This is a genomic window from Streptomyces cyanogenus, from assembly GCF_017526105.1.
Lineage (GTDB): Bacteria > Actinomycetota > Actinomycetes > Streptomycetales > Streptomycetaceae > Streptomyces > Streptomyces cyanogenus.
The window spans coordinates 965,250-990,166 of the sequence record NZ_CP071839.1; the positions used below are offsets into that span (position 1 = coordinate 965,250).

Annotated in this window: 22 protein-coding genes; 9 read left to right on the plus strand and 13 right to left on the minus strand. The window is 72.0% G+C overall.

All coding sequences use genetic code 11. From position 1 onward, the window contains the following. Positions 1 to 282: 282 nt before the first annotated feature. On the minus strand, positions 283 to 1,437 hold the full coding sequence (locus S1361_RS04375) for a sugar ABC transporter substrate-binding protein (RefSeq protein WP_243769071.1): 1,155 nt from the start codon (positions 1,435 to 1,437) through the stop codon (positions 283 to 285). Beyond that, positions 1,434 to 3,974: a SpoIIE family protein phosphatase gene (locus tag S1361_RS04380; RefSeq protein WP_208030524.1), complete on the minus strand. Its 2,541-nt coding sequence runs from the start codon at positions 3,972 to 3,974 to the stop codon at positions 1,434 to 1,436. Before S1361_RS04380 ends, S1361_RS04375 begins: the two co-directional genes overlap by 4 nt. 396 nt (positions 3,975 to 4,370) lie before the next feature. Between S1361_RS04380 and S1361_RS04385 the strand changes: the two genes are divergently transcribed. The 5 genes from S1361_RS04385 (at position 4,371) to S1361_RS04405 (ending at position 8,803) form a co-directional block, all read left to right on the plus strand. Next, a complete protein-coding gene (locus tag S1361_RS04385; RefSeq protein WP_208030525.1) occupies positions 4,371 to 5,459 on the plus strand; it encodes a substrate-binding domain-containing protein in 1,089 nt (362 codons plus the stop codon). Positions 5,460 to 5,496: 37 nt separating this feature from the next. After that, positions 5,497 to 6,279 (plus strand): ATP-binding cassette domain-containing protein, encoded by a 783-nt coding sequence (locus tag S1361_RS04390; RefSeq protein WP_208030526.1) that lies wholly within the window; start codon positions 5,497 to 5,499, stop codon positions 6,277 to 6,279. Positions 6,280 to 6,284: 5 nt separating this feature from the next. After that, entirely contained in the window at positions 6,285 to 7,556 is a 1,272-nt protein-coding gene (locus S1361_RS04395; RefSeq protein ID WP_208030527.1) for a sugar ABC transporter permease, read from the plus strand. Between the two features lie 141 nt (positions 7,557 to 7,697). Then, complete coding sequence (locus S1361_RS04400; protein WP_425087972.1) at positions 7,698 to 8,300, plus strand: helix-turn-helix transcriptional regulator; 603 nt, start codon at positions 7,698 to 7,700, stop codon at positions 8,298 to 8,300. A 32-nt stretch (positions 8,301 to 8,332) separates the two neighbouring features. Next, positions 8,333 to 8,803, plus strand: a complete 471-nt coding sequence (locus S1361_RS04405) for a DUF3291 domain-containing protein (protein ID WP_208030529.1) — start codon at positions 8,333 to 8,335, stop codon at positions 8,801 to 8,803. Between the two features lie 93 nt (positions 8,804 to 8,896). Here S1361_RS04405 and S1361_RS04410 read toward each other — a convergent pair whose 3' ends face one another. The 4 genes from S1361_RS04410 to S1361_RS04425 all read right to left on the minus strand — a co-directional run bounded on the left by S1361_RS04410 (position 8,897) and on the right by S1361_RS04425 (position 11,841). Beyond that, entirely contained in the window at positions 8,897 to 9,349 is a 453-nt protein-coding gene (locus S1361_RS04410) for a Fur family transcriptional regulator (protein WP_279577600.1), read from the minus strand. After that, entirely contained in the window at positions 9,346 to 9,927 is a 582-nt protein-coding gene (locus S1361_RS04415; RefSeq protein WP_208030530.1) for an ATP-binding protein, read from the minus strand. Before S1361_RS04415 ends, S1361_RS04410 begins: the two co-directional genes overlap by 4 nt. Positions 9,928 to 10,027: 100 nt before the next feature. Next, entirely contained in the window at positions 10,028 to 10,837 is an 810-nt protein-coding gene (locus S1361_RS04420) for an SDR family NAD(P)-dependent oxidoreductase (protein ID WP_208030531.1), read from the minus strand. After that, positions 10,834 to 11,841, minus strand: a complete 1,008-nt coding sequence (locus S1361_RS04425; protein ID WP_208030532.1) for an NADP-dependent oxidoreductase — start codon at positions 11,839 to 11,841, stop codon at positions 10,834 to 10,836. The genes S1361_RS04420 and S1361_RS04425 overlap by 4 nt, the downstream gene beginning before the upstream one ends. Before the next feature lie 197 nt (positions 11,842 to 12,038). Here S1361_RS04425 and S1361_RS04430 point away from each other — a divergent pair, with 197 nt between their 5' ends. Then, complete coding sequence (locus tag S1361_RS04430) at positions 12,039 to 12,482, plus strand: DUF485 domain-containing protein (RefSeq protein WP_208030533.1); 444 nt, start codon at positions 12,039 to 12,041, stop codon at positions 12,480 to 12,482. Beyond that, a complete protein-coding gene (locus S1361_RS04435) occupies positions 12,479 to 14,095 on the plus strand; it encodes a sodium/solute symporter (protein WP_208030534.1) in 1,617 nt (538 codons plus the stop codon). The genes S1361_RS04430 and S1361_RS04435 overlap by 4 nt, the downstream gene beginning before the upstream one ends. 88 nt (positions 14,096 to 14,183) lie before the next feature. On the opposite strand, the gene S1361_RS04440 is transcribed toward S1361_RS04435, so the two are convergent. Together S1361_RS04440 and S1361_RS04445 are read right to left on the minus strand one after the other, a co-directional pair. Next, entirely contained in the window at positions 14,184 to 16,601 is a 2,418-nt protein-coding gene (locus S1361_RS04440) for a SpoIIE family protein phosphatase (RefSeq protein ID WP_208030535.1), read from the minus strand. A gap of 47 nt (positions 16,602 to 16,648) precedes the next feature. Further along, positions 16,649 to 17,830 carry a PucR family transcriptional regulator gene (locus tag S1361_RS04445; RefSeq protein ID WP_208030536.1) on the minus strand — a complete coding sequence of 394 codons (1,182 nt, stop codon included), beginning with the start codon at positions 17,828 to 17,830 and terminating at the stop codon, positions 16,649 to 16,651. Between the two features lie 222 nt (positions 17,831 to 18,052). On the opposite strand from S1361_RS04445, the gene S1361_RS04450 reads away from it, so the two are divergent. Continuing rightward, positions 18,053 to 18,679: a carboxymuconolactone decarboxylase family protein gene (locus S1361_RS04450; protein ID WP_208030537.1), complete on the plus strand. Its 627-nt coding sequence runs from the start codon at positions 18,053 to 18,055 to the stop codon at positions 18,677 to 18,679. Beyond that, positions 18,666 to 19,481, plus strand: a complete 816-nt coding sequence (locus S1361_RS04455; protein WP_243769072.1) for an SDR family NAD(P)-dependent oxidoreductase — start codon at positions 18,666 to 18,668, stop codon at positions 19,479 to 19,481. The genes S1361_RS04450 and S1361_RS04455 overlap by 14 nt, the downstream gene beginning before the upstream one ends. A gap of 83 nt (positions 19,482 to 19,564) precedes the next feature. On the opposite strand, the gene S1361_RS04460 is transcribed toward S1361_RS04455, so the two are convergent. From S1361_RS04460 to S1361_RS04480, 5 genes are read right to left on the minus strand one after another with little or no spacing between them, the layout of a single operon-like run. Beyond that, on the minus strand, positions 19,565 to 20,842 hold the full coding sequence (locus S1361_RS04460) for an ABC transporter substrate-binding protein (RefSeq protein ID WP_208030539.1): 1,278 nt from the start codon (positions 20,840 to 20,842) through the stop codon (positions 19,565 to 19,567). A 5-nt stretch (positions 20,843 to 20,847) separates the two neighbouring features. Further along, complete coding sequence (locus tag S1361_RS38955; RefSeq protein ID WP_243769073.1) at positions 20,848 to 22,317, minus strand: branched-chain amino acid ABC transporter permease; 1,470 nt, start codon at positions 22,315 to 22,317, stop codon at positions 20,848 to 20,850. Continuing rightward, positions 22,314 to 23,195, minus strand: coding sequence for a branched-chain amino acid ABC transporter permease (locus S1361_RS04470; RefSeq protein WP_243769074.1), 882 nt, complete (start codon positions 23,193 to 23,195; stop codon positions 22,314 to 22,316). The genes S1361_RS38955 and S1361_RS04470 overlap by 4 nt, the downstream gene beginning before the upstream one ends. 5 nt (positions 23,196 to 23,200) lie before the next feature. Next, positions 23,201 to 24,007, minus strand: a complete 807-nt coding sequence (locus tag S1361_RS04475) for an ABC transporter ATP-binding protein (RefSeq protein WP_243769075.1) — start codon at positions 24,005 to 24,007, stop codon at positions 23,201 to 23,203. Continuing rightward, the gene (locus tag S1361_RS04480) at positions 24,004 to 24,762 is read right to left on the minus strand and encodes an ABC transporter ATP-binding protein (protein WP_208030540.1); all 759 of its coding nucleotides are present in this window, start codon (positions 24,760 to 24,762) and stop codon (positions 24,004 to 24,006) included. Before S1361_RS04480 ends, S1361_RS04475 begins: the two co-directional genes overlap by 4 nt. Between the last annotated feature and the right edge of the window lie 155 nt (positions 24,763 to 24,917).

Here is a 24,917-nt window from a genome sequence, read left to right on the forward strand (position 1 = left end):
GGGCCCTTCTCCGTGTCCGGCGCTCCAGCGTCACCATTGCCTACCTCCTGACGTCCCGCCCGCTTCTTCTCCGATGGCGGTGTCGCTGCGTTGTCGAGCCCTTGTCGAACCCTTCGAGAGGCTTTCGCCTCTCAGCACGGAACGATCAAGGGATTTCCTCTGGTGACGGTAGGCGGGACGGAGGGTCTGCGCCTGCTGAAGGGCACTCAGGTAGGCCATTCAGCAGAAGAACGAAGGCCGGCGGCCTGCGGCGGCCGTGCTGCTTCCGCTTCGACGGAGGCTTCAAGGGCGAGGTGCGGAACGGACATCGCCACCGTTGCGGGAAGCGGGCCGGTCCCGGGCCTGCGAGCCGACGGGTGCACGGCTCCCTGGGCAGGGCGGCAGTCCCTGGAGTTGCCGGGTGCAGATCCGGTCGAGGGTGTACACGCCGTCCTTCACGAGGGTCTGCTCGATGGTGCCGGCGGTCACCGCGCGCGGAGTGAGCAGCACGGACGGGATGTGCTTCGTGGTGGGACTGTCGATCACCGTCGTGGCGAGCTTGCGCGGATCGCCGCCCCGTCCCAGGGTGACGGCCATCGCGGCGGCTGCGTCGGCTTCGGCCCGGAAGGGTTTGTAGACGGTCATGTACTGCTCGCCCTTGACGATGCGTCGTACGGCGTCGAGGTCGGCGTCCTGGCCGGTGACGGGGGGCAGTGTGCGGACATGGGCGCCCTTGAAGGCGGAGATGACGCCCGCGGCCACGGCGTCGTTGACGGCCAGGACGCCGTCGATCCGTTCCGGGTTCTGGGCCGCGAGGGCCGCGGACATGTTGGCGTGGGCGTTCTCCGTGCTCCAGCCCTGGGTGTCGTAGGACCTGTCGATCTTCACCTTGCCGGTGAGGACGGACAACGCCCCCTTCTTGAACCACGCCGCGTTCCGGTCGGTCGGATCGCCGTTCATCATGACCACGTTCCCGCCGTGCGCCCTGTCGCCCATGGCCCGCAGGAGGTACTCGGCCTGGAGCCGGCCGACCTGCGCACCGTCGAAGCTGACGAAGCCCGAGATCGGGCCCTCGGCAAGCCGGTCGTACGCGACGACGGGTACGCCCGCCTGGTGGGCCTCCTCGATCGAGGAACGCAGGACTTTGGGGTCGGCGGCGTCGAGGATCAGGACCCTGACCCCCTTGGTGATCATGGAGGTCATCTGCTGCCGCTGTCTCGCCGGGTCGTTGTCGGCGTTGGCGTACGCCGTGCGGCAGCGGGGACACAGTTCCTTCAGCCGCTTCTCGATCAGCGGCTTGTCGAACTGCTCCCAGCGGGGCAGGACCCGGCCCGGGAGCAGCAGGCCGACGGTGAAACCGTCCTCGTGCGTCTCCTCGCGCCCTCCGCAGGCGGCCGCGGACATGGTCATGAGCGCCGCGACGAGGGCGGCGGCGACATACCGGGAACGGGCCCTCACGGCGGGCCGCCCCGGTCCGCCGGGAGACCCGGGTCCGTGCCGGACGGCTCGCGGTGCGGTACGACGATCTCGCTCCACACCTGTTTGCCGCTGGCGACCGGCACCGAGCCGAAGGACTCCGACAGCGCTTCGACCAGCATCAGCCCCCGGCCGCCGGTCGACTCCCAGTCCACGATCACCGGCTTGGCGGGCGCGCGCGGCGACGAGTCGTTCACACTGACCCGCACCCGGTCCCCGCGCAGCACCAGGTCGACGTGGACCGGCCCCTGGGTGTGCACCAGGGCGTTGGTGACCAGTTCGGACACCACCAGCAGGACCGCGTCCGCCACCTCTTCGACGTTCCACCGGCGCAGTGTGCGCGCGGTGAAACGGCGGGCGTGCATGACGGCGTCCGGCAGCCGCCACACCGCCCAGCCGGCGCGTATGGGCCGGGTCTTCATGCCGTCGTAGCGGAGCAGCAACAGCGCCACGTCGTCCTCGCGGCGGCCGGCGTCGCCCAGGAGTTCGTCGGCCACCCGCCCCGGATCCGAGGGATCCGCGGCGGCGAGCGCGGTGCGGGTGCGCTGCATGCCGTTGTCCAGGGGCAGATCGGCAGCCTCGACCAGGCCGTCGGTGACCAGGGCGAGCAGCGTGCCGGGGGCCAGCGCGACCGAGGTCATGGGGAACTCCGCGTCCGCGGAGACCCCGAGCGGCAGCGCGCCCTCGACCCGCACCTCCTCGGCGCTGCCGTCGGGATGGCGCATCAGCGGTGAGAGGTGCCCCGCCCGGACGAACAGGACGTTCCCCTCCTCCATGTCCAGTTCGGCGTAGCAGCAGGTGGCGAACAGGTCGGTCTCCATGCCGACCAGGAGACGGTTGGCGTGTGAGACGACCACGTCCGGTGGGTGGCCCTCCACCGCGTACGCCCTGACCGCGGTACGCATCTGCCCCATGATCGTCGCTGCTCCGGCACTGTGTCCCTGCACGTCGCCGATGACCAGCGCCACCCGGTCGTCGGAGAGGGCGATGACGTCGTACCAGTCGCCGCCCACCTGCAGCCCGCGCCTGGCGGGCAGATAGCGGGCGACGGCCGTCCCGCCGGACAGTTCGGGAAGGCGCCGGGGCAGCAGGCTGCGCTGGAGCATCGTCGCGAGCTCCTGTTCGGCGTCGTGCGCGTGCGCGCGCTTGACGGCCTGCCCGACCAGCGCCGCGGTGGCGGTCAGCAGGGTCCGCTCGTCGGGGGCGAACGCGTGCGGCTGGTTCCAGCCGATGAGGCACACGCCGACGGCCCGGCCCTTGGCGGGCAGCGGCAGGACGGCCAGGCCGCCGGGACCGACGCCCGCGAGTCCGGGTTCGAGGGCGGTGCCGGCCGGCCACAGCCCCACGTGTCCGTCCCGCAGGGCCGCCTGCAGGGTCGGCAGGGCGGCGACCGCCGGATCGGGCCAGTCCGAGCGCCAGTCGGCACGCCACGCCTCCGGCCAGGCTGCGGGATCCGGCGGATCGAGCACAGTGACCGTGAGCCGCTCGTCCTGCAGCTCGGCGAGCGCGATCCGGTCCGCGCCGAGCGGCTCGCGGAGCGCGGTGACCACCACGCGGCTGACGTCGGCGACGGTCGTGGCGTCGTCCAGTGCCGCGGTCAGCCACTGGATCCGGGAGACGTCGTCGCTGCTGCGGGGCAGGACCGAGGTCGCCGTCACCACGCCCAGCACCCGGTCCGGCCGGTCGCCGGTGCTCCCGAGCGCCCGGTACCGCAGGCTCAGCCAGCGCATTTCGCCGCCGGGGCAGCGCACCCGGAACTCCAGCTCCCGGACGCCGGACGCCTCGGTGGACGGCTCCAGGACCGTCATGAGGCCGGGCATGTCCTCCGGGAGGGCGTGCGCGAGCAGCGTCGCCGCCTTCCCGTCGAAGGTGTGCGGCAGGATGCCGACCAGCTGGAGGAGGGTCTCGTCGGCCTCGATCAGGCCGCTCTCCGGCATCAGGACGAAAGAGCCGACGCCCAGGCTGCGCAGGGCCGGGCCCAGCAGCCGCGGCGGCGCGGGCCCCGGGTCGCCGGCCTGGAGCAGGCCGGCGACCGCGTCGGCGTACCGCGCCAGGAAGCGCTGTTGCTCGGCGTCGAAACCGTCCGCGGCGGTGCCCGTGACGACCAGGCAGCCCAGCCGTGTGCCCGCCGCCGCCAGGGGCAGTGCGCCGAGCGACACCCCCGCGCTCGGGGACGCCGGGCCGCCCTCGGAGAAGGAGGCTAGTGCCGCGGGCTTCAGCCACAGGGGCCGGCCGGTGCGGAAGGCGTGGGCCGCTGGTGAGTCACCGGTCAGGACCAGGCGCTCCGGCAGCCCGTGCTCGGGAGTGGCGCAGCCCGCGGCTTCCACCAGCCGTAGTGTTTCCGTCCCGGGACCACCACCGGGCACGTAGACCGCTGCCAGCGCCGCTCCGGCGAACGTCAGGACACGAGCACTCGCGGCGGCTTCCGGAGCGGAAGACGGTGGGCCGGTGCCGAGGGCGCCGGCCTCGGATGCCCGCAACTGCGCGACTCCGGCCCGGGCACTGCCGTCACGAGGCATGTCCGCACCTACCTCCCGTCCAGGCCGAGGCGCCGACGACAGGGCGAAGACCCTCCACCAGAATCGCATATGTGAGCTAATGGGACAGAGCGGCCCGTATGCCGTCTCTCGCCGGGTTCGCGCCGCCGGTGTGCCCGGTGTCCGCGCCCGCGCCAGGGCGCCGTCGGTGAGCCGAGCCGCCTGGTTCGCGGCTCGTCGCAGCCGGTGTCAGACTGACGTGGCGTCCGCGGGGTACCCGCCGCGCGCCGGCCGCGCCGCTACTCCCCGAGCCGGTGGCGCCGGGGCCGGTGACGGCCGGAGGCGCGTACCCGTGGAAGGGCGGACACCCGTGGCCGGCCGGCGGCGGGTGACCAGGCCTCTCCTGCCGGGCGACGGAAGGACGAGGGAGGTCTTCCCATGAGGGCCTTCATACGCGACTCGGCCGCGGTCCTGGCCGCGGTCTCGACGACCCTCGCCGTCGCGTCCTGTGGAACCGGGGCCGGGAACACCTCCGACAGCCATGACTCGCTCAGGATCGGCCTGCTGCTGCCGGACGCCACGACCGCTCGGTGGGAGACACAGGACAGGCCACTGCTCGAGAAGAAGATCAAGGAGCTGTGCGCCGACTGCAAGGTCGAGCACGCCAACGCCAGGGGCGACGTGGCGATCCAGCAGGAGCAGATGGAGTCGCTGATCACCGGGGGCGTCGACGCCATCCTGCTCGTGCCCGTGGACGCCAAGGCGCTCGGCGCCTCCGTCAGGAAGGCACACGCGGCGGGTATCCCGGTCATCTCCTACGACCGCCTCTCCAGCGGCCCGATCTCGGGATACGTCTCCTTCGACGGCGAGGAGGTCGGCAGGCTCCAGGGCAGGGCGCTGCTGAAGGCCATGGGCGACAAGGCGCACGACGGTCAGATCGTCATGATGAACGGCGACCTCGCCGATCCCAACGCGGTGTCGTTCAAGCAGGGCGCGCTGTCCGTGCTCAAGGGGAAAGTGAAGATCGCCAAAGCGTACGACACCCACCAGTGGAGCATGGAGGCCGCGAACATGAACATGTCCGGGGCCATCTCCGCGCTCGGCGCCGGCCGCATCCAGGGGGTCTACGCCGCCAACGACGGTCTCGCGGCCGGCAGCATCGCCGCCCTGAAGGCGAACAAGGTCCGCCCGCTGCCGCCCGTCACCGGGCAGGACGCCGAACTGTCGGCCGTGCGGCGCATCGTCGCCGGTGATCAGTACATGACGGTCTACAAGCCGTTCGGTCCGGAGGCGTCCGCGGGCAGCGCCATGGCCGTGGCCGCGGCCCGCGGTGCCGGCCTCGACCGGATCGCCACGGGCAGGGTGAGAACCAGCGAGGGGACGGCCGTTCCGGCGGTGCGGCTCACCCCGGAGTCCGTGACCGTCGCCGACATCGAGCCCGTCCTGGTGAAGGACGGTGCGTACACGATCCGGCAGATCTGCATCCCCCAGCTCGCGGCCGCCTGCGCCAGGGCCGGGCTGACCTGAGCGGCGGTACCCGATCCGGACGGGTCCCGGGAAGGAGATGGTTCTCGTGCCGGCTCCCCCCTTGCTGGCGCTGCACGGCGTGTGCAAGCGCTTCGGCGTCGTCGAGGTGCTGACCGACATCGAGCTGGAGATCCACGCCGGCCAGGTCCTCGCCCTGCTCGGCGACAACGGGGCCGGCAAGTCCACCCTGGTCAAAGTGATCTCCGGGGTCGCCCCCGCGGACAAGGGCGCCATCGAGTGGGAGGGCCGGCCGGTCAGCATCAGACGCCCCCACGACGCCCGCGACCTCGGCATCGCCACCGTGTACCAGGACCTCGCGCTGTGCGGGAACCTCGACGTCGTCGGCAATCTCTTCCTCGGCCGGGAGATCCGCAGGTTCGGACTCCTCGACGAGGTGGAGATGGAGCGCCGCACCCAGCAGCTGCTGGAACGGCTGACCAGGCGGGTCCCGGACCTGCGCGGCCCCGTCGTCTCCCTGTCCAGCGGGCAGCGGCAGACCGTCGCCATCGCCCGCTCCCTGCTCGGTGAGCCGAGGGTCCTGCTGCTGGACGAGCCGACCGCGGCCCTGGGGTTCGAGCAGACCACCGAGGTGCTGGACCTCGTCGACCGGTTGCGGGACCGCGGCGTCGGCGTCCTGCTCATCAGCCACAACCTGGGGGACGTCAAAGCCCTCGCGGACCGGGCCGCGGTACTCCGGCTCGGCCGCAACAACGGCTTCTTCGACGTCAACACCGCGTCCCAGGAGCAGATCATCTCCTCCATCACCGGTGCCACGGAGAACGAGCCGCGCCGGGCGGCCCACCGCGAGTCGGGATGGTGAAAGCGATGCACGACATGGCGGACCACACGCGGGCCGAACCCGCCGCACCCACCGCAGGCACCCCCCGGCCGCACGGCACGCGGGCCGTCGCCCGTGCCGTGGAGAGGTCGGCCGCCGCCGTCCGGGACAGGCTCCGCGCCGGCGAACTGGGCTCGCTCCCCGTCGTCCTCGTCCTCGGCGTGGTCTGGATCGTCTTCCAGTCCCTCAACGCCAACTTCCTCTCGCCCCGGAACCTGTCCAACCTGAGCGTGGACATCGTGGGCACGGGCCTGATGGCGGTCGGCCTGGTCTTCGTCCTGCTGCTCGGTGAACTCGACCTGTCGGTGGGCTCGATCAGCGGCCTCGCGGCGGCGATCTTCGCCGTTCTGAACGTGAACCTCGGCGTTCCGGACTGGCTCGCCCTCGTCATGGGGGTCCTCACGGGCACCGTGGCGGGAACCGTCCAGGGGTACTCCTTCGCCAAGGCCCGGGTGCCGGCGTTCGTCGTCACCCTCGCCGGCCTGCTCACCTGGAACGGCGTCATGCTCTCCGTCCTCGGGACGAACGGCACCGTCAACCTCGACGAGAACGGGCTCGTCGCCAAGCTGACCAGCTCCTACTTCACCGACCCCGGTGCCGCCTACGGCCTGGCGGCCCTCGGCACGGGCCTGGTCTTCCTGTCGTCGTTCCTGGACAGGCGGCGCCGCAAGGCCGCCGGCATGCCGCACCGCTCGCTGCGGGGCATAGCGGCACGTACGGCGGGACTCGCGGTGATCGCGTTCGCCGCGGCGTACGTGCTGAACCGGTTCCAGGGCCTGCCGCTCGCCCTCCTGATCTTCCTCGTGGTGGTGGCCGGCCTGGACGTCGTGCTGCGTCGCACGCACTACGGACGTCAGGTCTACGCACTCGGCGGCGGTGTCGAGGCGGCCCGCCGTGCCAGTCTCAGCGTGACCAGGGTGCAGACGACGGTGCTCGCGGTGTCCGGCACCATGGCCGCGATCGGCGGTCTGTTCATGGCCTCGCGCATCACCTCGGTGAGCCAGGGCTCGGGCTCGGGTGTCCTGTTGCTCAACGCCGTCGCGGCGGCCGTCATCGGGGGCACCAGCCTGTTCGGAGGCCGCGGCACGACCTGGTCCGCGGTGCTCGGCATGCTGGTCATCCAGTCGATCTCGTCGGGCATGGCGCTCACCGACACCCCTACGGCCGTCCAGTTGGTGATCACGGGCGGGGTGTTGTTCGCCGCGGCGGTCATCGACTCCCTGTCGCGCCGCTCGCAGGAGGCCCACGGACGCGCTTGACCCGCCGGCTCAGCGGCGAGTGCCCTGCGCAGCCAGCCATCAGCGGCGGGTGCCGTACGCGGCCGGCCGTGTTTTTCGAGCCCTCGTTGGTCATAGAGTCGTTTCGTGACCGACGAAGACTCCACGTTCGATGTGCTGGGCATGCTGAGCGACCCCGTGCGCCGCCGGCTCTACCGATATGTCGCCGCCGCCCCGGAAGAGGTGGGGCGCGACGCGGCTGCGGAGGCGGCCGGGATCTCCCGGTCGCTGGCCGCCTTCCACCTGGACAAGCTGGTCGAGGCCGGGCTGCTCACCGTGTCCTTCCGGCGGCTGTCCGGGCGCACCGGCCCCGGAGCGGGGCGGCCGGCCAAGCTGTACCGGCGCGCCGAGGGGGAGCATGCCGTCTCCGTACCGCCGCGGTCGTACGACGCCGTCGGCCGGCTGCTCGCCGAGGTGGTGGAGAACGCCGGGCTGGACCGTGAACTGCAGGCAGCGGCGCGGGCGGCGGGCGCGGCACAGCCGGATGCCCGTGCCGACGACGTGGTGGCTGCACTGCGGGCCCGCGGTTACGAGCCCTTCTGGGACGGCAGGACGCTGCGGCTGCGCAACTGCCCCTTCCATGCGCTGGCGACGGAGTTCCCCGCCCTGATCTGCGGGATGAACCTGGCACTCATCGAGGGCCTGGTGCCCGAGCCGTGGGCGCCGGCCATGGATCCGTGCCCCGGCGGCTGCTGCGTGAGCCTTTCTAAAAAAGAAATCGATTGACTATAGAAGCCCGGCCGGGCCATGCTTGCTCCATGACTGAGCATCACTTGGCGCAGGTCAACATCGGCCGCATCGTCGCCCCGCTGGACAGCCCCGAGTTGGCCGACTTCGTCGCCCAACAGCCGGAGATCAACGCACTTGCCGACCGGAGCCCCGGGTTCGTCTGGCGCCTGGTCGACGACGAGGGCGCGGACGCGACCGGCATCCGCCCCGACGGGAACGACGCGCTGCTGCTGATCAACTGCTCGGTCTGGGAATCGGTAGAAGCCCTGCGGGACTTCACGTACCACAGCGATCACCTGCGGGTGCTGAGCCGCCGCCGGGAATGGTTCCGCCGCTCGGCCGAGGCACACCAGGCCATGTGGTGGATCCCGGCCGGCCACCGCCCGACCGTCGCGGAGGCGATGGAGCGGGTGGCGATGCTGCGCGAACACGGCCCCGGGCCGCAGGCCTTCACCTTCCGCGATCCCTACCCGGCCCCGGCCCGGGCAGCGCAGCTCTAGCGGGCGGGCGGTCGCCGGGCGTCTCCGGCACGGGCGCCCCGGAGTCGCCGCGAGCAACCCGCACAGCAGGTGCGGCCTCGCGGCGTGTGTGAACTACCCCGCCCCGGCACGGCAGTCGGGGCACACGCCCCAGAAGGTCACGGCGGCCTCCTGGACGTCGTACTCGGCCGGCAGCCGGGGTTCCAGGCAGGGTGCCGCACCCACCGTGCACTCGACGTCACGGATGGCGGCGCAGTGCAGGCACACGAAGTGGTGGTGGTTGTCGTGGTGCTCGATCTCGTAACGGGCCGGCTGACCGGGGATGTGGGTGCACCGGACCAGACCGGCTTCCGTGAGGGCACGCAGCACGTTGTAGGTGGCCTGCAGGGACAGGCCGCCCGTGACCCGCCGGGCGCGCTCGCGCAGGGCGTCGGCGTCGAGGTGGCCGGCGGCCTCGGAGACCGCCGCCAGTACGGCCATGCGCTGGACGGTCACCCGCAGGCCTGCCGCGCGCAGTCGTGCCGCGGCCAGAGCCATCGGCTCCTCGCCGGTCGCCGCCCGTGTCACGCGGCCTCGCCCTTCCCCGCGGTGGTCCCCTGGCTCTTCCCTTCAGCCTTCCGCGGGAGCAGGCGGTCCACGACGTTCCCGCCCCACACCGCGTGCCGCCCGTCCGCGGACTCGCCGCGTTCCGGGCCCGGCTCGGCCACCCCGGTGGAGAGCTCGAACCACACGGTCTTGCCCGAGGGCAGGCCGCGCTCGTGGCCCCACTGTGCGGCCAGCATGTCCACGAGCGCCAGTCCGCGGCCGCCCTCGTCCTCGGGGCCGGCGTCGAGGGGGCGCGGCGGCTGCGACGAACCGTCACCGACCGCACAGCGCACGTCCGGGCCCCGCTCGACGGTGAGGGTCAGCGGGCCGGTGCCGTGCCGCAGGGCGTTGCACACCAGCTCGCTGACCAGCAGTTCGGCGACCGGGACCAGCTCGTCGAGACCCCATCGGATCAGTGCGTCCCGCACCGCGGTCCGCGCCAGGCCGCACGCGGTCGGCGACCACGGCAGGGACCACGGCCCCGTTTCGAACGACCCGGGGGCGACGTGGCCGGGGACCGCTCCGCCCGGGAGGGACTCCCGGGAGATCGTGCGGGTCATGCGGGCCCCCTTCGGGGGATCGACTGCCTTCTCCCTACCGAACCTACGCCTTTTGTGGAGTCAGTCAAGTTTGTGGAGAAGTGCACCTTTCATTACGGAGTCAAGGGGTCGCGGCCGTCGAGTCGGCGGGCCTGGCCGGACCGGGGACGTTGCGGAAGCGGAACGGCTCCGGCTCGCGGCCGGCCTGGACGAACCAGCACTCCCCGGTGCCGTCACCGGTGAGGATCCGCAGCACGGTGTCCGCGACGACCTCGGCCGGGATGACCGGCAGCCCCTGGTCGGAGAGCAGACCGCGCAGGTGGTCGATGATGCGCGACTCGGCGAAGCCGGGGCAGACCGCGTTGAAGCGCACGTTCTCCGGCGCGAGAGCCGGCCCGAGGGAACGCGCGAGTCCCACGACCGCGTGCTTGTTGGCCGCGTACAGCGGATCGAGCGGCACCGCCGCCAGGCCCGCCAGGGAAGCGGTGGCCACGATCGACCCTCCGCCGCGCGCCCGCAACGCGGGCAGCACCGCGTGGGTACCGAAGACCACGCCGTCGAGGTTGGCGCCCATCGCCCGGCGGTAGCGTGCGGGATCGAAGTCCTCGCCGACCCCGCACCCGGTCGCCACCCCCGCGTTGAGCAGCGCGATGTCCACACCGCCGTAGTACTCCTGGGTGAACTCCACCAGCGCGCGGTTGGCGTCCAGGTCGGAGACGTCACAGGCGCGGAACTGGCCGTCGACCATGTCGGCCACCTCCCGACCGCCCTGCGCGTCGAGGTCGGCGACGACCACGCGCGCTCCGGCCCGCGCCAGGGCCAGCGCCGAGGCCCGGCCCAGTCCGCTGGCGGCACCGGTGACGATCGCGACCTTGCCCGCGAGCGCGGCACCGTCCGTCTGCCCTCCGCGAAGGGCCTCCGCGGCACTCACGCCAGCTCCAGCACGAGCTTGCCGGTGTTCTCGCCGCGGAAGAGCATCTGCAGGGTCGCGGGGAAGTCGTCGACGGTGCCCCTCACCACGTGTTCCTTGACCTTGATGCGGCCGGCACCGATCCAGGCGGAGATCTCCTGCGCGGCCTCCGCGTAGCGCTTGGCGTAGTCGAAGACGACGAAGCCCTCCATGCGGGCGCGGCGCACCAGCAGCGAGAGGTAGTTGGAGGGGCCCTTGACCGGCGTGGCGTTGTTGTACTGGCTGATCGCGCCGCAGATCACGACGCGCGCGTGCATCGCCAGCCGGGTGAGGGCGATGTCGAGGATGTCCCCTCCGACGTTGTCGAAGTAGACGTCGATGCCGTCGGGGACGTGCTCGCGCAGCGCCTTCTTGACGTCGTCGGACCGGTAGTCGATCGCGGCGTCGAATCCCAGCTCGTCGGTGAGCATGGCGCACTTCTCCGGTCCGCCGGCGATGCCCACGACACGGCAGCCCTTGGCCTTCGCGATCTGGCCCGCGACGGTGCCGACCGCGCCGGCCGCGCCGGACACCACGACGGTCTCGCCGTCCTGCAGCGCGCCGACGTCCAGCAGGCCGAAGTAGGCGGTCATGCCCGGCATGCCCAGCGCTCCGAGATACGTCGAGGGCGGGGCGAGGGAGGTGTCGATCTTCATCGCGCCCCGGCCGTCGGAGACCACGTACTCCTGGACGCCGAAGGTGCCGACCACGTGATCGCCGGGCTGGAAGTCGGGGTGGTTCGATGCGGTGACCTCGACGACCGATCCGGCCCGCATCACCTCTCCGAGGCCCACGGGCGGCAGGTAGGAAGGACGGTCGTCCAGCCAGCCCCGCATGGCCGGATCCAGGGAGATGACGCGCGTCCGCCCCGCGAACCGGCCCGGGCCGGGTTCCTCGATCGCTTCGGAGCGGTGCTCCCAGTCTTCTGGCTTCACGTCGCCCACGGGGCGGGCTGCCAGGCGGATCTGGCGGTTGGTCGTGGACATCACGCCTCCTGTCGGTACGGCCTCCCGAGACCATACCGACCAGTAGGTACGCCGGTGCACGTGACATTCCCCACATGCCCTCGGCGCGTTCCGTGACCTCAGCAGGCTTATCACGCATTCCAACCAGTCGGTATCGTGCGCCGCCGACGCTTCACCCCCACCTCCCACGGACCCGAGCCGCACGGAAGGCCCATGCGATGACACACCCCGACGACCGGTACCCGCCACCAGCACCGCCGGGACGGACTCCGCGGGATCCCTGGCAGTACGACGTCCCCGCGTACGGCCCCTACGACGCGTACGGGCAGGCCGCTCAGCATCCACCGCACGCCCAGCCGCCCGGCGCCGACCTCGCCGACCTGCGCTCGGCCTACCGGGTGCTGCGCCGGGTCTCGACGCTCACCGCGCTCGGCTCGTTCGTGGTGTACGTGGTGCTGTCCTGCTGTGCGCCGGACCTGATGGGTTCCGAGATCGCCGGGGAGCTGAGCCTGGGCATGAGCCTGGGGGTCCTCCAGCTCCTCGTCACCTTCGCGGCCGTCTTCTGGTACGGGCGCAGCGCGCAGCGCTCCGTGGACCCGCTGGCTCGGGCCGTGCGAGAGCGCGCGGTCCGGACGGTCCGGGATGCGGGAGTGGCGGGATGAACGACTACGGCTCGGGGACCCAGGCACTCGTCCTGGTCCTGTTCAGCACCCTGGTGACCCTCACGCTGCTGATGTGCGTGATGGCGGGGCCGGACCGCGACGACCTGACGAACTTCTACACCGGGTACCGTTCCCTCACCCCGCTCAAGAACGGCCTGGCGATCGCGGGCGACTACATCTCCGCGGCCACGGTGCTGAGCACCACCGGCATCATCGCGCTCGCCGGCTACGACGGTTACGTCCTGGCGGTGAGCACCGCCCTGTCGCTGGTGCTGCTGATGTTCCTGCTGGCCGAGCCGCTGCGCAACGCCGGCAGCTTCACCATGGGCGACGTCCTGGCCCGCACCATGCCCGGGCGGGCCGTCCGCATCGCCTCCTGCGTCGTGACGCTCTCGGCGACCCTTCCCTTCCTGGTCGTCCAGCTCTCGGGGGCCGGTTCGCTGCTCACCTTCATCCTGGGCATGTCGCACGAGGCCGGCGCCCGGACGGTGTGCATCGTCCTCGTCGGCAGCCTCATGATCATCTATGCGGCGATCGGCGGCATGCGGGGCACCGCGCTCGTCCAGATGATCAAGATCGTGCTCCTGCTCGGCACCAGCGTCACCGTCGCCGCTCTGGTCCTCAACCGCTTCGACTGGAGCCCCGGCGAGGTGCTCCGGGCCGCCGAACGCGGCAGTGGAACGGGCCCGGCATTCCTCAGCCAGGGGCTCCAGCTGGGCACCTCGGCAAGTCAGCGGCTGGACTTCGCCAGCCTGCAGATCACCGTGATCCTCGGCGCGGCCTGCCTGCCGCACATCACGATGCGGCTGTACTCCTCACGCGACGTGCCCGCCGTGCGCCGCTCCATGTCGTGGGCGGTCGGTACGGTCACCACGTTCTGCCTGCTCGTGATCGTCATGGGTACGGGCGCGGCGGCCCTGGTGGGATCGCAGTACATCACCGCGGCCGATCCGCACGGCCGGACGTCGATGCTCATGCTGTCCCGTGCGCTCGGCGGCGGCGCCGGCTCCGCGAGCACGACGGTTCTCTACGCGGCCGTGGCGGGCACGATATTCATCACCCTGCTGTCCTCGGTCGCGGGGATGACCCTCGCCGCGGCCTCGTCGCTCGCCCACGACCTGTTCGCCCACGCGCTGCGACGGGAACGGGCGGAACCGCGTACGGAGATGACGGTGGCGGCGTGGACGAGCGTGGCGGTGGGGACCGTCGCCGTACTGCTCTCCGTCCTGGTCCAGAACTGGGACGTCGGTGTGCTGACCACGCTGGCGATCTGCATCGGGGCATCGGCCGTCGCCCCCGCGCTGACCTACTCGCTGTTCTGGCGCGGATTCACGCGCACCGGCCTGCTCGCCAGCCTCTACGGGGGCACGGCCTGCGCCCTGGTGCTGATGGCCTTCTCCAAGGCGGTTTCGGGCACGCCCTCCGCCGTCTTCCCGCACGCGGACTTCGGCTGGTTCCCGCTGCAGTCCACCGGTCTGGTCTCCATCCCGTTCGGCTATCTGGCGGGCTGGCTGGGCAGCCGCCTGGACCACCGGCGCCGCGCCGCCGAGAGCCGCGAGAACCGGCGGCTGTACGAGGAGAGCGAGGCACGACTGCTCGCCGCGGCCGAGTGAGCCCGGCGGCGGGGCGGGCTACGGGAGCGGCCATGGCGCCGCCCCTGTGGTCCGCCACCGGCCCCCGTCCCGGCGCACTGCCGGACGGTCAGGTGAGTGGGCCGGTCAGTGGCTGTTCGGTCCAGACGGTCTTGCCCTCGCGGGTGTAGCGGGTACCCCAGCGTTCGGCCATCTGGGCCACCAGGAACAGGCCGCGCCCGCCCTCGTCGGTGGTGCGAGCGCGGCGCAGGTGCGGCGCGGTGTGGCTGGTGTCGCTGACCTCGCACACCAGGGTCCGTTCCCGGATCAGCCGCAGGGTCGCGGGGCCGTCGGCGTACCGGTAGACATTGGTGACCAGTTCGCTGGCGATCAACTCCGTCGTGAACGCGAGGTGCTCCAGACCCCATTCGGCCAGCTTTGCCGAGGTCAACGCCCGGGCCCGGGCCGCGCTGGCAGGCTCCAGCGGCAGCTGCCAGGAAGCGACGTCGTCCGGTGGCAGCGTGCGGGTGCGGGCGATCAGCAGCGCGACGTCGTCACTGGGGCGCGCGGGCACGAGCGAGTCGACCACCGCCTGGCAAGTTCGTTCCAGTGCGTCCGCAGGGCGGGTGAGCGCCGCACACAGCTTGGTCAGGGCGGTGTCGGCGTCGATGTGGCGTTCGCCGATGAGTCCGTTGGTGTACAGGCACAGCAGGCTCCCCTCGGCCAGGTCGATCTCCCGGGCCTCGAACGGCAGACCGCCCAGTCCGAGAGGTGGGCCGGCGGGCAGGTCGAGCGGAGCCACCAGTCCGTCCGGAGCGGTCACCACCGGCAGCGGGTGACCGGCGCGGGCCACGGAACAGCGCCCGGAGACCGGGTCGTACACGGCGTACAGGCAGGTCGCGCCGACGACCCGCTCGCCCACCGGCCGTTCGCCGGCTGCTTCCTCTTCGGCCCCCAGCAGGTTGACCAAGTCGTCCAGGCGGGAGAGGACCTCGTCCGGTTCCAGGTCGAGGCTGGCGAGCGTGTGCACGGCGGTGCGCAGTCGGCCCATGGTGGCGGCAGCGTGGATTCCGCGTCCCACCACGTCCCCGACGACGAGGGCGACCCGGGCCCCGGACAGAGGAATGACGTCGAACCAGTCGCCGCCCAGGCCCGGGGCCGCGCTGGCCGGAAGGTACCTCAGGGCCACCTCGACGGCCGACTGGTCCGGTACGGCCCGGGGCAGCAGGCTGCTCTGCAGGGTGAACGCGGTCTGCTGCTGCTGGGTGAAGCGCCGGGCGTTGTCGATGGCGACGGCGGCGCGCGCGGCGAGTTCCTGGGCGAGGGTGAGGTCGTCCGCCTCGAAGGGATCGGGGCGACGCGAACGCCACAGGGTCATCACGCCCAGCACCAGGCCACGTGCGACGAGAGGCACCACGATCAGCGAGTGGACGCCCAGGTCCGGCGTGTGGGCCGCCTGACGGCCTCCCGCCGAGAACCGGTCGGGCGGGAGAACCGGCTCCAGGACGGGCCGCCCCTCGGCCAGGCACCTGGCCTGGGGTGATTCGGACGCGAACTCCACGGGTTCGCCGTGGGGGTGGGGCGGACCGGGTTGCTGGGCACCGACGCTACAGGCCCCCAGCCGGACCATGGGCCCGGCCAGGGTGCGCGTCGGTTCCTCACCGCGCGTCACCGGCTGGAGCAGGTCCACCGACACGTGGTCGGCGAGGTGCACCATCACCTCCGCGAGTTCCCGGGCGGTCTCCGCCACATCGAGGGTGGTTCCGATACGGCTGCCGGCCTGGTCGAGGAGCGCGAGCCGGCGCTGGGCCCGATGGCGTTCGGTGATGTCCTCGATCATCTCGGCCACGCCCAGGATCCGACCGGAGGGGTCCTCCAGTGGAAAGGACGAGACCATCGCGACCCGCTCTCGTGCCGGATCCCACTCCAGGCGGACGAACTGCTCGGAGTAGACCATCGGCCTTCCGGTAGCCATCACCTGGCGCACACGGTCCACGGCCTCGCGCGCGTCGTCGGGAACGAGGAGACGACCGGTGGGCAGCCCTAGGAAGTCCGCCGCGGGGACACCGGTGAAGCGTTCGATGGCCCGGTTGACCCGGAGAATGGTGAGGTCGGGGCCGTGGACGACCAGGCCGATCGGGCACCGGCGGTACAGGCCTTGGACAATCGCGCGGTCTCTTTGCCACTCCAGGACGTCGGCCGCGGGTGCGCCGGCGACGATCCACTCACGGACCCGGTCGTCGCGTGAGAGCGCATGGGCCCTCAGCCCCATGCCCACGAGCCGCCCGTCGCGGTGGCGCAAGGGGAGCAGGCCCGCCCAGCCGCCGGCTCGTCTGCACTTCGCCACGGCCTCCCTGGCAGCCGGCCGATCGCGAGGATCGACAAGGACCTCGAATGCCCGACGACCGAGCACGGCGGCGTCCGGATGGCCGAGCAGTTCCTGCGCCCGCTGGTTCCAGCCGACCACCACTCCCCGGTCGTCGAGCACCGCCAGGGCGGCGAAGTGCAGCGCGAACGGATCGTCGTTGCCTTCGCTGAGCTCCGTCATCCGCTTCTCCACCGCTGGACACCACCTTGTACGAGGCCACCGGTCGCCTATTGAAACCCGGTGGGAGCCCGGCCCGGTGGAGGTGTCCTCAGCGCGCGTGCCGCCAGGGCCCAGCTCACCTCCACCACGGTGCCCGGAGCGTCCAGGCTGGTGCCGGTGAGCTCCTCGAATCGGCGCAGCCGGTAGCGGACGGTGTTGACGTGGACGTGCGCCCTGCGGGCGACTTCGCGGATGCGTCGTCCCCCCTCCAGATACGCCCGCACCGACTCCTCGACGAGCGCGCCGAACTCCCCCTCCGCCTCCAGTGGGCGCAGGTAGCGGTCGAGCAGCAGCTCGCCGAGTTCCGGTTCCGCGACGACCGCGACCCGCCAGGTCAGGTCGCTCAGGTCGTACACGCCGCGCAGACGGTAGGCACGGGCGGCTTGCAGCAGCCTGCCGGCGGCGCGGAAGGAGCGGTGCACCGCGGCCAGGTCCGTCGGCGGGCCGAGCCCGGCCGTCACATCCAGGTCACCGGTCTCCGGCCTGGCCTCGACGACCCCGACGACAGCCTCCTCCAGCACGGTGAACAGCGCGCCCCGGCCGTGGCCGCGGGACGCCAGGGAGCGGTCCAGCGCGTCCGGGTCCGCGTCGCCGTACGGGACGGCTCTGATGGCCCGGTACGGCCGTGACGCGTCCAGTCCGTAGATCGCCGCACCGCTGTGGATCTCCGCGGCGCTCAGCGTGCCGTAGAGCAGTCCGCGCAGGAAGTCGGCCCGGCGGCGGGCGTCGAACAGGGCGGAGGCGACCTCCGCCTGCCGGTGGACGGCGGCGATCTGCAGGCTCGCGACGTCCGCCAGCTCCCACAGGCACTTGGTGCGGTCGACGATGAGGCCCGGGTCCAGCCCGTGTTCGGTCGCCTCGGCGATGAACAGATCCCGTATCGCGCCCAGCGCCCGGCGGAAGGCGCGGAGCCCGTCGCCCAGCGGCACGCCCCGGGCGACCCGGTCCCGGGCCACACCGGCTTCGCGGAAGTCCTCCGGCGCGGGCACCTTCCCCTCCCGCACCACCGCGAGAGCCCGCTGGAAGTGCTCCTGCCAGACCCGGTCGAGGAGTTCCCGCGGGACCGCGCGGTAGGACGGGAGGTGGTCCACCAGATCCGCGTACAACCCCCCGCCCACGTGCCCCTGCTGCGCGGCCATCGCGGCGATGACCCGTTCCAGGGGCGCCGCGGCACCCGCCTGTCCGGGCATCGATCTCACCTCCGCCCCTTCGGCACCGGCGGTTGTACACATGAACAATATGCCGACCTGCGGCCTTGGCCAGGGAGCCGTCGACAACCCCCCGCCACCGAAAGCACAGTGGCACGGCAGCAACAGGAGCGTGCGCCGACGCGCACGCGACGGGGTTCCGGCCGACCGTGCCCGGAAGCGTCCTGCTGCTGCGCCCTCCTGACGACCCGTACGGAGACCCACATGACCGACGAGCACCATCACCGTCCCCCCTGCGCCGCCGGCACCGGCCCGCGCCTCGCGCCGCTGTCCGAGGACGGCTGGGACCCGTCCGCCCGGGAGCTGCTCGCGCCGCTTCCCCGGGACGCCGACGGCCGTCCGGCCAACGTCTTCACCACCCTGGTGCGACACCCCGGCCTCTTCCGGCACTTCCTGCCGTTCGGCACCTATCTGCTGCGCGACGGCCGGCTTCCGGGCCGCACCCGGGAACTGCTGATCCTGCGCACCGCCTGCAACACCGGGGCAGCGTACGAATGGGGGCGGCACGTACCGCTGGCCAGGGCGGCCGGGGTCACCGACGAGGAGATCCGGCGGGTCGGTACGGGCCCGGACGCCCAGGGCTGGACGCCGGCCGACGCCCGTCTGCTGCGCGCCGCCGACGAGCTGCACCGGGACGCACGCCTGTCCGCGGCCACCTGGTCGGCACTCGCCGCCGACCACGACGAGGCACAGCTGATCGAGATCACCATGCTGGTCGGTCAGTACCACATGGTCGCCTTCTTCCTGAACTCCGCCGGCACCCCGCTCGAACCCGGCTTCGATGCGGAGACCCTGCCCGCCCCCACCGGGACAGCCCATGGCGATGCCTGAGCCGCGGCACACCGCGACCCACCCGGCCGGCCTCCTGACCGGCCGGAACGTACTGGTCATCGGAGCGGGCACCCGTCCCGGCGACGACCCGGAGGCACCGGTGGGCAACGGGCGGGCGGTGGCCGTGCTGGCAGCCCGCGAGGGCGCCTCCGTCGCCTGTGCCGACATCTCCGCCTCCGCGGCGGCGACCACCGCCGCTCTTGTAGCCGAGGAAGGTGGCCGTGGCCTCCCCCTGGTCGGTGACGCCACGGATCCCGCCCAGTCCTCGGCCATGGTCGCCGAGGCCCTCCGCGAACTCGGCACGCTGGACGCGCTCGTGGTCAACGTCGGCATCGGTCTCGGCACGGGTCTGGCGGGCACCTCACCGCAGCAGTGGGAGGATGTGCTGTCGCTCAACCTGGGCGCCCCCTTCCTCGCCGCGAAGTACGGTCTGCCCGTGATCGCCGACGGAGGGTCGATCGTCTTCGTCGGTTCCGTGGCCGGGTTGCGTGCGGCCACCGATTCGCCCGCGTACGACAGTTCGAAGGCGGGCCTGTTCGGTCTCACCCGGCATGTCGCCAAGGAGGGTGGGGCGCGCGGTATCCGCGCCAACCTGGTCGTCCCGGGCCTGATCGACACCCCGATGGGCCGTGCGGCCTCGGCCCGGCGGGCGTCCCGCACGACCTCGTTCAGCCGCATTCCGCTCGGCCGCCAGGGCACCGCCTGGGAGGTGGCCGAAGCCGTCACCTTCCTGCTCTCCGGCCGCGCCTCCTACATCACCGGGCAGAGCCTGGTGGTGGACGGCGGGCTGAACGCCGTCTGAGCATGTGGGCCGCTCGTCGGTCGACGGGGCGGGGGCGGCCCCCGGGGCGGGGGGCCCCCGCCCCGGGGCCCGCCCCCGCCGGCTCACTTGGTCAGCGGGCCGAACTCCTTGCGGGTGTCCACCGGCTTGCCGAACAGCTGCCACCGCTCGCCCTTGAACCGCATCAGCTGCATCGTCTCGATCGGGAAGGCATCACCCGGGGCCGTGGACAGGGTGACACCGGGCAGCAGCATGCCCACCTTCACGTCCTTCAGATCGCGCACCGCATCCCGCAGTCCCTCCCTGGTCGGGCACTTCATCGCGTCCAGGGCCTGGTACAGGCTGGAGGCGACGGCCCAGCCGTAGGCGTTGAACTGGTTGGCCGGGTCCGCGTCGGGGGCGTACGCGTGCAGGGCCTTCTTGTACGTCTTGACCTCGGGGTCGTCCGCCCACTGCGGGTCGGCGGGGTCCTTGAAGTAGGTCGCCGAGACCACGCCCTGGACGTTCTCGAACCCGACGGGCCGGAGCACGGCGGCGGAGGAGGCCACGTTGTTCACGATGTGCAGCGGGTTCCACTTGGTGTTCTTGGCGTCGGCGGCGAGGGCCTGACTGCCGAACTTGGGTGTGGTGATGTCGAGCAGCACGTCCGCCTTGGAGCGGGCGAGGCTCGCCATCTGCGCCGACACGGAGGGGTCGGTCACCTCGTAGCTCTCGGTGGCGACCACCTTGACGCCGCTGCCGGCGAGGGCCGTCCTGAACCCGCCGAGCAGGTCCTTGCCGAAGTCGTCGTTCTGGTAGAGGACCGCAACCTCGGCCTTCGGCATCCTGTCCTTGAGGTACTTGGCGTACACCCGGGCCTCGGCGACGTAGTTGGGCTGCCACCCGATGGTCCAGGGGTGCTTGTCGTCCGTGCCCCAGACGGAGGCTCCCGTGGCGACGAAGGGCTGCGGCACCTTCTGCTGGTTGAGGTAGTCCCATACGGCCGCCGTCGACGGGGTGCCCAGGGTCTGGAACACGGCGAAGACCTTCTCCCGCTCGACCAGTCTGCGGGCCTCCTCGACCGCCTTGGGCGGCTGGTAGCCGTCGTCGCGGACGACGAACTCGACCTTGCGGCCGTCTATGCCGCCCTTGTCGTTGACGTACTTGAAGTAGGCGGCCACGCCCTTGCTGATCGTGCCGTACGCCGAGGCGGGCCCCGACAGCGGGTAGATCCCGCCCAGCTTGATGGTCTTGTCGGTGATGCCGGTGGTCTGCTGGCCCTTACAGGCGCCGCCGGCGGCGGTGTCCTGGGCGTCCTCTCCTCGCCGGCTGTTGCAGGCGGTCGCGGTCAGCAGGGCGGCGATCGTGGCCGCGGCCACCCGCAGCAGGGTCGTCTTGCGCATGTGGATCATTCCTTTTCCGTGCGGGGCGGTGCGCCCACGGGTTCGGCGTCGGCAACTGCGGGTTCCGCAGGGCTGAGGGATGCGGAGGGCTCGGATGCGGCCGGGGACTGCGGGTTCGCGTCGGGTGTGGATGCGGCCGGGGACTGCGGGGCCGCTTCGGACGCGGGTGCGGCCGGGGACTGCGGGTCCGCTTCAGACGCGGGTGCGGCCGGGGACTGCGGGTCCGCGTCGGGTCCGGATGCAGCCGCGGACTCCCGGTCCACCTCCGGTCCGGATGCAGCCGCGGACTCCCGGTCCGCCTCCGGTCCGGATGCAGCCGCGGACTCCCGGTCCACCTCCGGTCCGGATGCAGCCGCGGACTCCCGGTCCACCTCCGGTCCGGATGCAGCCGCGGACTGCCGGTCCGCTTCGGGTCCGGATGCGGCCGCGGACTGCCGGTCCGCTTCGGGTGCGGATTCCTTCTCGGGTGTGCCGTCGGGGGCGGCGGCGCGGGGCAGGCGACGGGTGACCGCGCCCAGGACACGGCCCGGCAGGCCGGCCAGTCCGGTCGGGGCCACGAACATCACCGTGATGATCAGCAGGCCGAACACCACTCCCGGTGCGGCCTCGCTCAGGTCCTGGGAGACACTCGGCACGTACATCACGAACGCCGCGCCCAGCAGGGGTCCGTACAGCGAGGCGAGCCCGCCGACGACCAGGCCGGCCAGCAGGGTGATGGACAGGACGAAGCCGAAGGAGTCGGGCGAGACGAAGCCGATCACCCAGGTGTACAGACACCCGGCGACACCCGCGAACATGGCGCTCCACGCGAAGGCGAGGGTCTTGTGCAGCGCCAGCCGCACACCCATGACCTCGGCGGCACTCTCGTTGTCCCGCACGGCGAGCAGCGCCCGGCCGACCCGGGACCGCAGCAGGTTGCGGGCGAGCAGCAGAGCCACCGCGGTGACGGCGAGGACGACGAAGTACATCCACTGGTCCTCGGCCAGCCCGCTCCAGGCGGGCGGCCGCAGCTTGTCCACGGTCAATCCCATGGAGCCGCCCGTCACCGGTTCGAGCCGCTTGAGCAGCGGCGGCAGGAACACCGCGAACGAGAGGGTGACCAGGGCGAGATACAGCCCGCGCAGCCGCAGGGCGGGGACGCCGAAGCCGAGGCCGAGCAGGAAGCATCCGGCGGCCGCGGCCGGCAGCGTGGCCAGGTGGCCGGTGTCGTACCGGTCGAGCATGACCGCCGCCGTGTAGGCCCCCGCCGCGAAGAACGCGCCGTGCCCGAGCGAGATCTGCCCGCCGAAGCCGACCAGCAGGTTCAGCCCGGCCAGCGCCACGGCGTACAGGAGCACCATGGTCAGCTGGAAGACCTGGAAGGGGGCGAAGTAGAAGGGTGCGCCGACGGCGGCGGCCGCCGCGAGCAGCACGGTGAGCGCGGCCCGCAGGCGCCGTGCGCGGTCCGTGCCGAGTACGGTCGTGATCGTGCTCATGCGCGTTCCACCGCCGCCCGCCCGAACAGGCCCTGGGGCCGTACCAGCAGCACCGCCAGAATGATCACCAGAGGTACGCCCACCTTCAGATCGGGACCGATCGCGTCGACGTACGCCCCGGTCAGCGTCTCGGCGACGCCCACGGACAGGCCGCCGACGACCGCACCGACGGGACTGTCGAAGCCACCGAGGGTGGCCGCGGCGAAGGCGTAGATCAGCACCCCGCCCATCATGTTGGGCTCCAGGAACAGCACCGGGGCGACGAGAACGCCCGACACCGCGCCGACCGTCGCGGCCAGCCCCCAGCCGAGCATCAGCACCCGGCCCGCCCGGATACCCGACAGCCGGGCGGAGGTGCGGTTGCAGGCGACCGCCCGCATCACCAGGCCGACGGAGGTGTGCTGGAACAGCAGATACAGCAGGCCCATCACGACGGCCACCACACCGAGGATCCCGAGCGTCGACCAGTCCACGCGCACACCGGCCAGGTCGAGCCCGCCGTCGGGGAACGGCTGTGGGAAGTCCTTCACCGTGAACGACCAGATCAGTCCGGCCAGCGCGTTGACGAAGATGAAGAGGCCGACCGTGACGATGACCACCGTCAGCTCGGGTGCGCCGTGCACGGGACGGATGACGATCCGCTCCACCAGCATGCCGCCGGCGAAGGACACCGCGAGGGTGACCGGCAACGCCAGCCAGAACGGCATCCCGGACGCCACCAGCTGCCAGGCGACGTACGTGGAGAGCATGGCCAGCTCGCCCTGCGCGAAGTTGACGATCCCGGTGAACCGGTGGATCAGCACCAGGGCCAGCGCCAGGCTCGCGTACACCGCGCCGGAGCCCAGTCCTTCCACCACTTGCTGCAGGAATTCGGTCACGGCGCTCACCCGGCCCTGCGGGAGCCGACGGAGACGCCGAGGTACACCTCGGCGACCTGCCCGTCCTCGCGGATCTGCCGGGCCGGACCGGACAGCACCAGGCGGCCGGCCTCCAGTACGTGCGCCCGGTGCGCGATGTCCAACGCGAGCTGGGCGTTCTGCTCGACGACGATCACGGTGGTGCGTTCCTCCTCGTTGACGGCACGGACGATCTCGAACAGCTCTCGGGTGACCAGCGGGGCGAGTCCCAGGGACGGCTCGTCCAGGAGCAGCAGGGAAGGCCGCAGCATCAGCGCCCTCCCGATGGCGAGCATCTGCTGCTCGCCGCCGCTGAGGCTGCCGGCGGCCTGACGCGAGCGCTGACGCAGCTTGGGGAAGTGGCCGTAGATCCGTTCCAGATCGGCCGCCACGGCCGCGCGCGCGGCACGCCCCCGCCGGCCGAGGCCGGTGCGCACGTGGGCGCCGATGCGCAGGTTCTCCTCGACGGTCAGCTCGTTGAAGGTGCCGCGGCCCTCGGGCACGTGCGCCACGCCGGCCCGGGCGGCCTGCTCGGGCGAGCGGCCCAGCAGCTGCGTACCGTTCAGGGTGATCGAGCCGCGGCCGCGGACCATGCCGCACAGCGCCCGCAGCGTCGTGGTCTTGCCCGCCCCGTTGGGTCCGAGGATCGCGCACACCTCACCGCGGGCGACGGAGAAGTCGAGGCCCTGCAGCACGCGGGCCTGGCCGTATCCCGCGTGCAGGTCGGACACCGTCAGGAAGTCCGGCTGCGTACTCGCCGCTGCCTCGGTGCGGTCGGTGGTGGGCTCGCTCACGCCGCCACCCCCAGGTACGCCTCGACGACGGCCGGGTCGCGCTGGATCTCCTCGGGCGATCCTTCGGCGATCTTGCGCCCGAAGTCGAGACACACGATCTTGTCGCACAGGCCCATCACGAACCCCATGTGGTGTTCGACCACCACGAGCGTGAGGTCGAATTCCGCGCGCACCGAGCGGACCAGATCCGCGAATTGGTCGACCTCGCCGTGGCTGAGCCCGTTGACGGGTTCGTCGAGCAGCAGCAGCCGGGGGCGGACCGCGAGCGCCCGGGCGAGTTCGACGCGTTTGAGCGTGCCGAACGGCAGCCCGGAGGCGGGGTGGTCGGCGATGTCCGCCAGGCCGAGCCGCCGTAGCAAGTCGTCCGCCTGGTCACGTAGTTCCCTCTCCTCCCGCCGGACGCGGGGCAGCCGGAGCGCCGCGGCGAGGTGTCCGGTGCGCCCCCGGCCGTGGGCGCCGACCATGACGTTCTCCCGGACCGTGAGCTGCGGGAACAGGCCGAGGTTCTGGAAGGTCCGGGCGATGCCGCGCCCGGCCACGGCGTGCGGAGGCAGGACGAGGAGGTCCTCGTCGTCGAACCGCACCTCTCCCCGGTCGGGGGTGCAGCGCCTGGTCAGGCAGTTGAACAAGGTGGTCTTGCCGGCTCCGTTCGGCCCGATGAGCCCCACGGCGGTGCCGGGCTCGACGGTGAATGCGACACCGTCCAGTGCGGTGATGCCGCCGAAGCGCACGGTGATACCGTCGACCGCGAGCATGAGTGACGCCCCTTCCGATGTGCTGGGGGGTTGAGCGAGCGTCACAGTAGGTGGGGGCGTTCCAGGCGCACATTGGGTGTGAGCACCCAACTTCCCGGTCACCGGACTGTGCGCCGCGCACAGGTACCGCTGGATGTCTCACGCCGAGCCTGTTG